The sequence below is a fragment of the Acidobacteriota bacterium genome (assembly GCA_026393755.1).
Lineage (GTDB): Bacteria > Acidobacteriota > Vicinamibacteria > Vicinamibacterales > JAKQTR01 > JBAXOX01.
In genome coordinates, this window is sequence record JAPKZO010000039.1 from 22383 (window position 1) to 34279 (window position 11897).

General features: G+C 66.3%; 7 protein-coding genes. 1 reads left to right on the forward strand and 6 read right to left on the reverse strand.

Annotation, left to right across the window (positions count from 1 at the left end; all coding sequences use genetic code 11):
• Window positions 1-118 precede the first annotated feature (118 nt).
• The 3 genes from NTV05_16470 to NTV05_16480 form a co-directional block, all read right to left on the reverse strand.
• Window positions 119-2152, reverse strand: a complete 2034-nt coding sequence (locus NTV05_16470) for a hypothetical protein (GenBank protein ID MCX6545991.1) — start codon at window positions 2150-2152, stop codon at window positions 119-121.
• Between the two features lie 117 nt (window positions 2153-2269).
• A complete protein-coding gene (locus NTV05_16475; protein ID MCX6545992.1) occupies window positions 2270-3997 on the reverse strand; it encodes a hypothetical protein in 1728 nt (575 codons plus the stop codon).
• Window positions 3998-4729, reverse strand: a complete 732-nt coding sequence (locus NTV05_16480) for an ABC transporter ATP-binding protein (protein ID MCX6545993.1) — start codon at window positions 4727-4729, stop codon at window positions 3998-4000.
• Window positions 4730-4840: 111 nt separating this feature from the next.
• Between NTV05_16480 and NTV05_16485 the strand changes: the two genes are divergently transcribed.
• A complete protein-coding gene (locus NTV05_16485) occupies window positions 4841-5728 on the forward strand; it encodes a class I SAM-dependent methyltransferase (protein MCX6545994.1) in 888 nt (295 codons plus the stop codon).
• 59 nt (window positions 5729-5787) lie between these two features.
• Here the strand turns inward: NTV05_16485 and ppk1 are convergent, their stop codons facing one another.
• From ppk1 to NTV05_16500, 3 genes are all read right to left on the reverse strand, one after another.
• Window positions 5788-8007 carry a polyphosphate kinase 1 gene (gene ppk1, locus NTV05_16490; protein MCX6545995.1) on the reverse strand — a complete coding sequence of 740 codons (2220 nt, stop codon included), beginning with the start codon at window positions 8005-8007 and terminating at the stop codon, window positions 5788-5790.
• The gene (locus NTV05_16495) at window positions 8004-9563 is read right to left on the reverse strand and encodes an HD domain-containing protein (GenBank protein MCX6545996.1); all 1560 of its coding nucleotides are present in this window, start codon (window positions 9561-9563) and stop codon (window positions 8004-8006) included. The genes ppk1 and NTV05_16495 overlap by 4 nt, the downstream gene beginning before the upstream one ends.
• 155 nt (window positions 9564-9718) lie before the next feature.
• The gene (locus NTV05_16500) at window positions 9719-11896 is read right to left on the reverse strand and encodes a tetratricopeptide repeat protein (GenBank protein MCX6545997.1); all 2178 of its coding nucleotides are present in this window, start codon (window positions 11894-11896) and stop codon (window positions 9719-9721) included.
• Window position 11897 lies beyond the last annotated feature (1 nt).

Sequence of the window (11897 nt, forward strand, 5' to 3'; positions counted from 1 at the left end):
GACACCAAGCCACAGAACAGACACGCGACAGCCGCAGGCGGCGCCGATCACCAGACCCGTCACCAGTTCCGTGTTCCCCCTCTCAAGGGTTCAGGCCGGTGGCGAGACCACGCCTCCCCTACCAGATCTTCACGCGCTGGGCCGGGTCGACATACAGCTTGTCGCCTGGCTTTACGTTGAACGCGGCATAGAACTCCGGCACATTGCTGAGCGGCGCGTACCCCCGCACCTTTCCCGGTGAGTGCACGTTCGACAGCACCTGCTGCCGCAGCGAATCGTCGCGCTCCTTCGACCGCCACACCTGGGCCCAGCCCATGAAGAAACGCTGGTCCCCGGTCAGCCCGTCGATGACGGGCGCGGGCTTGCCGCCGAGCGACATCTGATAGGCGCGATAGCCAATGGTCAGCCCGGTCAGATCCCCGATGTTCTCGCCGAGCGTCAACTCGCCGTTCACCTTGAGGCCGGGCAGCACCTCTATTGCGGAAAACTGCGCCACCAGGCGGGCGGTCCGCTTCTGGTACTCCGACGCGTCCTTGTCGGTCCACCAGTCGCGCATCGTGCCCGTGCCGTCGAACCGCCGGCCCTGGTCGTCGAATCCATGCCCCATCTCGTGGCCGATCACGGCCCCGATCCCGCCGTAGTTCACCGCATCATCAGCCGCCATGTTGAAAAACGGCGGCTGGAGAATCGCCGCCGGAAACACCACCTCGTTGCGGACGGGGTTGTAGTAGGCGTTGATCGTCTGCGGCGTCATGCCCCACTCTTCGGGATCGATGGGCTTGCCGACCTTGGCGAGCTGGAAGGCCAGTTCGGCTGCCTGCGCGCGCATCATGTTGCCCACCAGATCGTCGCGGACGATCTGGACCTTCGAGTAGTCGCGCCACTTGTTCGGGTAGCCGATCTTCGGCGTGAAGGCCGCCAGCTTCTTCTGCGCCTCAGCCTTGGTCTCTGAGCTCATCCAGTCGAGGCGGTTGATGCCGTCCTTGTAGGCCAGGCGGAGGTTGGCAACCAGCTGCTCCATCCGGGCTTTCGCCGAGGCCGGGAAATGGCGCTCGACGTACAGCTTGCCGAGCATCTCGCCGAGATTGCCGTCGATCGCCTGCACGGCGCGCTTCCAGCGCGGCCGCTGTTCGGGTGTGCCGGCGAGCGTTTTGCCATAGAACTCGAAGCGCGCGTCGACGAACGCTGTGGGCAGATACGGTGCGTAGCCGCGGACGAGCGACGACTTGAGATACGGCTTCCAGCGATCGACAGGCCACTCGCTGACGGCGGCCGCCACCGCCTTCACATAGCTTGGCTGCGCGACGATGAGGGCCGGCGCCGACGCGATCTTCAGCTCGGCGGTCCACGCGGTCCAATCGAAGCCAGGGAACTGGGTGGCCAAATCGGCGATGGCCACCTTGTTGTACATCTTCACCATGTCGCGGGTCTCGACATTGGTCCACTGGTTCTTCGCCAGGTGGGTCTCGAGCGCCATGATGTCGGCGGCCGCGGCGTCTGGCGCCGGAAGCCCCGCGAGCTTGTGCATCGCGGCGAGGAAGCTGACGTACTTGGTCCGGTACTCGGCCAGTTTCGCGTCTTCCTTGGTGTAGTAGTCGCGATCGGGCAGGCCGAGGCCGTTCTGATAGACAAACGCGGCGTTCGTCTTCGGATCCTTGAAGTCGCCTTCGGTGAACGCGGCCAGCGGCGTATCGCACCCGAGCACGTACATATGGGCGAACGCTTTCGCGAGTTCCGACCTGGTCTTGATCGCGTCAATGGCGGCGAGTTCGGCCGTGAGCGGCGCGACGCCGAGCGTTTCGATCCTGGCTTCGTTCATGAAGCTGGCGTAGAAGTCGCCGATCTTGCGGGCGTCTGAACCGGGCGCCCCGCCGGACTTGCCGGCGTCCTCGACAATGGCGCGAAGGTCGTCCTGGGCCTTGTCGTAGAGCACCTCGAAGCTGCCGTAGGAGGGTTTGTCGGCGGGGATGGGTGTTCTGTCGAGCCAGGCGCCGTTGACGTAGCGGAAGAAATCGTCCTGCGGGCGCACGGACTTGTCGAGCGCCGTGATATCGATGCCCGACGCCAGTGGAGGCGCGGCCGGCTTCTGGGCCGCCACGGTCGCCATCATTGCTATCCCGGTCAACACACACAACGCGATCATCCGATTCATCAAAGACCTCCCTGCGCCAATTGCCTGCGGGACGGCGGTTCCTCCGCGTCCCCGCCGTCCGAATCCCAAACTACCACGCCGAGGCACGGGCACGGCATGCCGTGCCCCTGCGGCGCCCTATTCGACTGGCTCGATGGCCGTCACATCGGTGCGGTCGAGGACGCGGCCGAGAAGTTCGGCTGCCACCCAGCATTCGACGAGGACGACACCTGCCACCAGCATCGCCGGAAGCACGATGAGCAGTGTGCCTGTCAGCCAGTAGACCACGAACATCAGCGCGGCTGCCGCGGCGGCGCCAGGCAGCAACGACAGCGCAAGCGTCACCAGAATGCCGGCCACCATCAACAGGCGCTGTCCCATCGCGTCGATGCCGCGGGATCGGGATGCCCCGAGCGACGCCCAGGCCGGAAACATCACGGCGATCCCGTTCAGCACGACGGTCTGCGCCAGGATGACCGGCGGCGCGAGAATCGCCGCCGCCAGGGCGTACGACACACGATCGAGAAGCGCCGGCGCGGCCGCACCCATGCGCGCGACAAGTCCCCCGCTCAGCAGGCCGGCGGGGAGGATGAGCAGCCACACAATGGCCGACATCACCATGGCCGGCGCCAGCACCTCGCCGCGGACGATGGCGGCGCCAGAAACGGGCCACGTCTTGATGAGGGCGAGATGCGCGAGATCCTGCCGGAGATCGTTGCGCATCATCTGCGGGCCCATCAGGACGAGCATGCCGGCCAGCCACATGGACATCCCGGCCACGACTGTAGCGAGCCCGCCGTGGCGTCCGAAGGTCTGCGCCGCAATCGCGAGCATGATGACGATCGGCACCACGCGCACCAGCGTCCTCGCCGACAGGTAGCGGCCAACCAGGATGAGGTTCTTCCAGAGGATGGCGGTTTCGGGCGGTCCTGTCCGACCCAATCGAAACGGCGTGGCGATCGGGCCGCGGGCCACCGACTTCGGCTTGCCCTTCTCGAGCGCCCGCTTCTCGGCATGTTCGGCGGAGGCTTCCTCGAACGACGCATCCGAGCGCAGTACCCACGCGTAGTTCAACGCGACCAGAGCCAGCGCCCAGGGCAGCGCCGATGCGAATGCCGCGGGCGAAGACGAGAGCGGAAGCCCCGCCAGTGTGCGGAACGGCCAGAGCACGATGCCGGCCGCGCCTGTCGTGCCCAGTCGCTGCAGTTCGCCGAAGAGCGCCTGCACGTCGGGCGACGCCGCGAGCACGGGCCACCCGCCGATGACGGTTTCGATCAGGACGCCGATGGCGCCGAAGACGACGGCCAGCGGCACCCACTGGCGCAGGAGGCCGCTTCTGCCATGCTGCGCCAGGCTGCTTCGGCTGAGCGCGACCCCCATCAGATGGAGGCGCACGACTGTGAAGATCAACCAGAGCCCGATAAGGACCATCCAGCTGTTGGCAAGCGTGGATGGCCGCATGAACAGCGTGATGATCGCCGAACTGATCAGCAGGCCCAGTTGTGAGCGGATCAGCCGGTAGTGCAGCAACTGGCGGCGGGTGACCGGCGCGGTGAACAGAAACTGCACCTCGGCGCGCGAGAACGCGATGGGTTTGCCCACGCCGGGCCACGCCCACGCCAGCGCGGCAATGGCAAACAGCACCACGCTCCCAATCACCTGAATCGGGCCGGCCAGCAACTCCAGCCCGGGCATGCCCCGAGTGCCGCGCCGCGCGCCCGGGCGCGGGCGGAAGATCGTGAAATAGAAGTACAGCACGCCGACAATGAGGCCCACCAGGTAGCGGGGCTCGCGCAGCCGCCGGAAGCGGCGGAGCGTGCGGTTCTTGAACGAACAGAACGTCAGGTAGGCGAAGGTGCCGATCATCTACGGCTCGCGCGCAGTGGCCGTGAGGAAGATCTGCTCGAGCGACGATCCGGCCGCGGCCAGCTCGGGCTGCGCCTTCAGCTGGTCGAGCGTTCCGTCGGCGATCTTCCGGCCGTGGTCGATGATGATGACGCGTGTGCAGATCTCCTCGACCATGTGCAGCAGATGCGACGACACCATCACCGCCGCGCCGGCGCGCCCGCGCGAGACGATCGTCTCCTTCATGCGCCGGATGCCGAGCGGATCGAGGCCGGTGAGCGGCTCGTCGAACAGCAGCACCGCGGGGTCGTGCAGCAGGCCGCAGGCAATCGCCACCTTCTGCTTCATGCCGCGCGAGAGTTCCACCGGCAGCGACTGCTCTTTCCCGGTCAGTTCCAGTTCGTCGAGCAGCTTTCTGGCACGCGCCTCGACGTCGGACACCTTGTAGAGCCGCGCGGTGAGGCGCAGGTGTTCCATCACCGTGAGGTAGTCGAACAACTGCGGTTCGTCCGCCATGAACGCGAGGTTGAACTTGGCGGCGACCGCATCCGACACGATGTCGTGACCGCCGATCGTGATAGTGCCTGTGGTGGGCGCCTGGATGCCGACCAGGCAGCGCAGTGTAGAGGTCTTGCCCGCGCCGTTGGGGCCGATCAGGCCGACGACCTCGCCGGCGGCGACGCCGAATGAGAAGTCGTCAACGGCCTTGAACGCGCCGTACGTCTTGGTCAGGTGCTGGACGTCGATCACCATGCCGCAGTGTACAACGGAACGCGGGGTCGAACCGATCGGCCCGACCGGCTACAATGAGCGCGTGAATGCCCGCGAACGGGCAGGGAGCGACGGCGGCCGGGAGGCCCCCACATGGAAACAACCGTCTGCACGCTGTGCGGCGCGAATCGGCCGCGCCGTCTGTATCAGAAATTTGGTCTCGACATCTCGAGGTGCCGGGCCTGCGGGATGGTGTATGCGGGGCCGCAGCGCCTGACGCGCGAAGAAACGTGGGCGCGCTACAGTTCGACCTACTTCTTCGGCGAGTACCTGCCTTCGCTCGGTGTCGTTGACGGGAAGGTGGATCTGGCGACACTCGACGGCCGGCACAGGCGGACTCTCGATCACATCCGGCTCTGCCGCCGACTTGGCACCCTGCTCGAAATCGGAAGCGGCGCGGGCCTGTTTCTGAAGGCCGCGGAACGCGACGGGTGGACGGTGGCGGGCCTGGAAGTGATGACGGCGGGCGCGGAGTTCGCGCAGACCACACTTGGTCTTGACGTCCGGCAAGTGGCGTTCGAGGATGCCGACCTGCCGGCTGCGGCCTACGACGTCGTCGCCGTGTTTGAGGTCATCGAGCACCTCTCCGATCCGGCCGGCAGCCTTCGCCGGATTCTCAGCCTGTTGCGGCCGGGGGGATCCGTGGCGATCAGCACACCCAACATTTCGTCGTTCAGTCATCTCGCTCTTGGCCGGGCGTGGGCAGTCCTTAGTCCTGCCGAGCACCTGTCCTACTTCAACGAGAAGACGCTCGACGAGTTGCTTAGGTGCGCCGGCTATGTGAACGTGCGCTTCGACAGGCAATACGCGGGCGACGGCCGCTACGAGACGATGCTGCCGACGCACAGTCACGAGCCGAAATCACGACGCACGAGGGCGTACACGTCGCTGGTCAACCGCCTCTCCCCGTTCTTTCTTCGACAGGTGCAACGTCTGGGGATCGCAGATGGACTGCATTGTCTGGCCGATCGGCCGGAGTAGCGGAGGGCGTCAGGGGCGCCGGGGGCGGGATCGTCGAAGGCTCGCGCCAGGGGCCGACTTCAGCGCGGTGCGGGCTTGGAGGTGATCGGGTCGAACACGTCCGGTGATGCGGATTCGCGCCGGTCGAACGCGCGGCGCGCCTGGTCGTAGAAGGCCTGTTGCGCCAAGAATGGCGCCTCCGCGGCGTGCCGCGCCGGCACCTTCCATACGCCGTCCGGGCCCAGCCGACGGCTCTTCACGTTGTCCTTGAACAACTGGTCCAGCGCGTCGAGCACCTTCCTGCGACAATCGGGGCTGTCGACGGGAAACGCCAGTTCGATGCGCCGGTCGAGGTTGCGGGGCATCCAGTCGGCGCTCGACAGATACACCTCGTCATCGCCGCCGTTGTGGAAGTGGAAGACGCGCGTGTGCTCGAGGAAACGCCCCACGATCGAGACGACTGAAATGCGTTCGCTCAGGCGCGCGACGCCGGGTCGCAGCATGCAGGTGCCGCGGATGTTCAACTGGATGGTGACGCCCGCCCCCGACGCACGATAGAGCGCCTGGATCACGCGCTCGTCGACGAGCGCGTTCATCTTGGCGCGGATTAGCGCCGGTTGGCCGTTCTGCGCGCGGCGCGTTTCGCGCTCGACGAGCTTGAGCACCCGCTCCCGCAGTTGCGTGGGCGCCATCACCAGATGCTCCATCCGCGGAGGATCCGAGAATCCCGTCAGTGCGTTGAAGAACGCGGACGCGTCGACGCCGACGCTCGGGCGTGACGTCATCAGCCCCATGTCGACGTAGAGCCTGGCGGTCCGGTGGTTGTAGTTGCCCGTGCCCAGGTGCACGTACCGCCGGATGCCCTGCGCGGTGCGCCGGACCACGAGGCAAATCTTGGCGTGCACCTTGAGGCCGCGGATGCCGTAAATGACGTGTGCGCCGGATTCCTCGAGTGCGCGGGCCCACTTGATGTTGCGCTCCTCGTCGAAGCGCGCCATCAGTTCGACCACCACGGTCACCTGCTTGCCCTGGTCGGCTGCCCGCTCGAGCGCGCGGATGATCGGCGAGTCCGTGCCCGGCCGATAGAGCGTCATCTTGATGGCGAGCACGTCGGGATCCTCGGCCGCCTGATCGACCAGCGCCACGACCGGATCGAACGAGTCGTACGGGTGATGGAGAAGCAGGTCGCGGCTGTCGAGCGTCTCGAAGATGTGGCTCTCGTCGCGCGCGTCGACCAGCGGCACGCTCTTCTGCGGGATGTCGCGCAGGCGGTCAAACCCCGGGAGCTCAACCAGCGTCATCAGCGCGCGCAGATCGACCGGGCCGGCCACGCGGTAGATGTCCGGCGTGCGGACGTCAACCTGATCCGCCACCTCGGCGAGCAGCTCACGGCTGACGCCCGCCTCGACCTCGAGGCGCACCACGTCGTTGCGGCGCCGCTGGCGCAACTCCTCCTCGAGCGCCTCGACGTACGACCCGCCGCCCTCGTCATCGAGCTCGAGTTCCGCGTCTCGCGACAGTCGGATGGCCGCCGACTCGATCACCTGCTGACCGGGGAACAGCGTCTCGAGATGCGCGAGGATGATCGCCTCGAGCCACACGAATGTGACCGGATCGGCGACGCCTGCGGTTCGCGCCTCACCCCCGCGAGCGAGATCGCTCCCCGTTTTGCCGCCGCCGCCGAGTACTCTGACCAGGCGCGGCAGCCGCGACGGCACCTGCACGATGGCGAGCCGCTGGGCCGACTCGTCTTCGCCCGGCGCCAGACACAGCGCCAGGTTCAGGCTGAGCGACGACAGCATCGGGAAGGGCCGCGCCGCATCAATCGCCAGTGGCGTAAGAACGGGCAGCACCTCTTCCCTGAAGTACGCCGTCACCGCGGCGCGCTGCGATTCGGCGAGTTCGGATAGCGTCGCGACGTGAATGCCCTCCCGCGCCAGGGCAGGCAGCAACTCGGACACGACCAGCGTGTAGAGGCGCTCCACAAGCCGATGGGCCTGGGCGGACACCTCGGCCAGTTGGCGGGATGGCGACAGCCCGGCGGCGTCCGGGTCGGCGTCTCCATCGCGCACGGCGTTGCGGAGCCCGGCCACACGCACCATCACGAACTCGTCGAGGTTCGACGCCGTGATGGCGGCGAACTTCACGCGCTCGAGCAGCGGGGTTGTCGTGTCGGCAGCCTCTTCAAGCACGCGCTCGTTGAAGGCGAGCCACGACAGTTCGCGGTTGAAGAACTGTCCCGGCTGGCGCTCGACCTTCGTCTTCGCCTTCGAGGTTCTTCCTGCGCGCTTTGCGCTCACGATTGCACCCCGGCGCCCCGCACCAGCAGGCGCATGCCAAACACGTCGAGAAACAGATCGGCCCGCGCCTCGCTCGCCATCCGCTCGAGCGACAGATCGCCGGTGCCATCGACGTCGAGCACCCAGCCGTTCTCCTCGCGCCGGAGGGTGAGGTTCCGGATCTTCTGCGCGTGTTCGGCATCGAGCGCATTGGCCACGCGGAGGATGGCCGCCAGCTTGTTGACCCGCACGCGGTCCTGCCGGTCGAGTGCGATGTACGGCAGGTGTGATCGTTGCGGCAGGGCCCGGCGGTGATACCGGGCCACGTTGGCAATCACGTCCTTGTCGTCCGACGTGAGGCCGAAGATTTCGGAGGCCGAGATCAGGTACTGCGCATGCTTGTGGTGGGCGCGCAGTCCCACGAACAGGCCGATATCGTGCAGCAGCGCGGTCACCTCCAGCAGCAGCCGATCGCGGCGCGACAACCCGTGTTCTTCCTGAAGCTGGTCGAACAGCCGTGTCGCCAGAGAGGCCACGGCGCGGGCGTGTCTGGCATCGTACCGGTACTTTTCGCCGAGCGACTCCGCGCTCGCCAGCGCCTGCGCGCCGAAATCCGTCAAATCGCCCTCGACGCCCGCCCCGACCAGGTCCGTCAGCAGCCCCACGCGAAGCGACACGTCAGGTACAATCACCGCGGCAGCGGCCGTCTCGACCAGCAGCGCGCGGTACACGAGCAGCGCCGGCACCAGTGTCTCGGCATCCACCGGCGACAGCCCATAGCGATCCACCAGCTCGTCTTCGTCGAGCTTCTCGATGCGGGAACAGAACTCCAGAAACGCCTCGCGCGGAACTTCGCGCACGTGTCCTTCGGGCGCGTCAACCAGTTCCTGCGCGACGAACCGCACATCCTGACCGAGCGCAATGACGTGCTCCGCCTTCCGCAGCGGCATCTCGTTGCAGATGTCGGTGACGATGTTGGCGATGTGGCGGCTCATGACACGAACACTGCGATCGTGCGGGCGCTGCGCGGCGGCGAGGCCTTGCCGCATGCGCACGGACCCGAGCGCGTAGACGCCTGAGTACTTCGGCTTGGCGCTCTCGAGCAACGTCAGGTCGGCCGATCCCCCGCCCACTTCGACCAGCAGCGTGTGGGGCGCATCGAGGGCCGGATGTCCCTTCAAGCGATCGCGGACGGCCAGGTAGGTGAGGCGGCTCTCTTCCGATCCGTCAATGATCTCGATGAGCAGGCCCGTCCGCAGCTGCACGCGGTCGAGAAAGGTGTCGGAGTTGGACGCCTCGCGGACGGCACTGGTCGCCACCGCCCGGTAGCGGGCGACGCCATAGGTATCCATCAGCCGGCGGAAGCCCTCGAGCGCCTTGAGCGCGGCTTCCATCGACGGCGCGCCGATTTTGCCGCTCGAGAACGTGTCCTTGCCAAGCAGCACGCCGCGCGACGCCTCTTCGATGAGGAACGGGCGTTGGCCGGGCCGGACTTCGGCAACGACCAGGCGCACGGCACTGGCGCCGATGTCGATGACCGCGACGGCTTCGGGGTTCGGCGTGGATTCGTCGCTCATGGGGTCGACGGAGTCGGGCGGCGCAGCATCTCCATCCTACGGAACAGCATACACCGCCGCAGTTGGAACGCGGCGTTCCCAGCCCTGGGCCCTTTCCAGGACCCTCCCGTCTGTCATCCGAAGGGCGTAGGGGCACGGCATGCGGTGCCCCCAGGCTACTTCTTTGCCGTGGCGGCCTTTCCGTTCGCAGGTGGGAGGAATCGCTCCAGCACCCACATTTGGTCTGGCTCATAGCGACGCGCGTGCAGCGCGAGCCGCCGGCCGTCTGGATGAACCGCGATGTTGTTGATCAGGCCAATATTCGTGTCGTAGCGAACGACCGGTCCCCCGCCCGCCGGGATGGACCATAACTGTCCATCTCGCTCACCGGTCCCGGCGTAGGTGCTGAAGAAGATGCGTGTGCCGTCAGCGGACCAGGCCACGGCCCTGATGGTGACATGTTCCGCCGCCCGATAGACTTCTCTCCACTCTCCGGACTCAACCTGCAAGACCTTGAGAACTGACGCTTCCCGGTTCGGGCCCGTTCGCTCTTCGTAGGCGACAGCGTTGTCATCGGGCGATACGCTGATCCTCGGGTAGCTGTACAGTTCGGTGCCGCGGTAGATCTCACGCATGACCTGCGTCTCGAGGTCGGTCACGTTGAGCGTGGCAGTTTTGGTAGCCCGGTCGCTCGTCAAGGAATAGGCGCGCGCCCTGTCGTTCGAATAGGCAGCTGCCTGGAGGCGAGGGATCTTCCGAGTTATGTCTCCGGTACGCATGTCAATCGACCCGAGCGCCGACGCGCCGTCCTTTCCGTGAACCAAGGTCAGAAATGCCAATGCGTCTGCCCTGCCCGTGATGGCGTACGCCACGCCGAACAACGAAGCCGGTTCCGACAACGTCACTCGACGGCGCTTCCCCGTCTCGATGTAGAGCGTTTGGAGGACCTGCAATTCGGCAACGCTCTGCATGCCCGTCCCCGAAGACAAATAGCCGAGGACCTTCCCGTCCCGCGACCACGCCGGAGCAGTAGTCCCACCGACGTCAACCGAGGCGACATTTGACGGCGGCGCGGTGAGCATGGCCATTGACGGGTCGAGTGTCACGGTATAGACGTCGGTCGTTGAACCGCGGACGCTGTAGAAGACGCTGCCATCTCGCGTGAGAGACGAGGGCCATCCACCGAGGTTTGCCTTCACCAGTCGCGGGGCGCCAGTGGATTTCCCGTCGGTGACTGGCAAACTCCAGAGCCCAAGCGACTGCCCCCGGTCGCTCACGAAGACCAGCGCGGACCCGTCCGGCGTCCAGCCCACCAGCTTCGTCGAGGAAGAATCGTCAAGAACGGCCGTCTGCCCACTGCCATCGGCGCGCATGAGATAGAGATCGGAGTCGAGGACATCGGTTGGCTTGGCGCGATCAAGGGCGATATACCGGCCGTCGGGTGAGTACCGCACTCCGCTGACATGGAGCCTTCCGTTGTCTGGGCTGTCTGGCCCCGCCAGGGTTCGCATCGAGCCGTCAGACGCTCTGACGGCGACGAGGACGCCCGGGCGCGTAGAAGTCATCGCTAGCAGTTCCTGGCCGTCTGGTGACCAGTCGTAGACGGACATGATGCCGTCTCGCAACAGCCGCTGGGCGGTTCCATCCGCGTTGATGATGCGAAGCACGTACTTGTCTCCCGATGACCAGGCGTACGCGATGCGCACTCCGTCGTGAGACCAGACCGTCGAATACATGCTCATGTCGCACGCGGCTGCCGTACAGCCCGTGCTCGGTGTCAGCCGACGACTGGTGCCACTTGCCATGTCGTAGATCTGCAGGTTGTACCCGTCTCCCGATGTGAAACTCGTATAGACCAGGTACTTTCCATCGGGGGAGGCCACGCCGCCGCCGTCGTTGATCGGTGTGGGCAGCGTGCCGTTGGCCTTGGACCAGATCAGGCGGGCGGCTGCCGTCCTGGGGGCGAGTGTGGGTTCCGTGCCCAGCGCCACCAGCCGTGCCTTTGCCTGGGTTGCGAGACCCGCTTGGTCGGGGAAGTTCGCGACGACGGCCTCGTAGGCCTTGAGCGCTTCGCCGGCGCCCAGGCGCTCGTAGCAGACGCCGATGCGGAACTGGGCGCGGGCCTTTTGCTCGCGCGTGGCATCGGCCGCCGCCAACACTTTGCGGTAGCTGGCAATGGCGGCGTCGAGCCTCCCTTCGATCTGCTCCTGGTAGTGCGCCGCTCCGAGCAGCGCGTCCGCCGTTGCCTGTTGCGTCGTCGCGGCCTTCTGCTGGCCACTGGCGACGGCCAGCCAGCCACCACACGTGACGGTCATCAATGCCGCCACCGCCATCCGCCGTTGCCACATCTTCATC

Excerpts from the sequence above, each read along its gene's own strand:
- NTV05_16480 (MCX6545993.1), bottom strand. The coding sequence starts at position 4,729 with ATGGTGATCGACGTCCAGCACCTGACCAAGACGTACGGCGCGTTCAAG.
- NTV05_16500 (MCX6545997.1), bottom strand. The coding sequence starts at position 11,896 with ATGAAGATGTGGCAACGGCGGATGGCGGTGGCGGCATTGATGACCGTC.
- NTV05_16495 (MCX6545996.1), bottom strand. The coding sequence starts at position 9,563 with ATGAGCGACGAATCCACGCCGAACCCCGAAGCCGTCGCGGTCATCGAC.
- NTV05_16475 (MCX6545992.1), bottom strand. The coding sequence starts at position 3,997 with ATGATCGGCACCTTCGCCTACCTGACGTTCTGTTCGTTCAAGAACCGC.
- NTV05_16470 (MCX6545991.1), bottom strand. The coding sequence starts at position 2,152 with ATGAATCGGATGATCGCGTTGTGTGTGTTGACCGGGATAGCAATGATG.
- NTV05_16485 (MCX6545994.1), top strand. The coding sequence starts at position 4,841 with ATGGAAACAACCGTCTGCACGCTGTGCGGCGCGAATCGGCCGCGCCGT.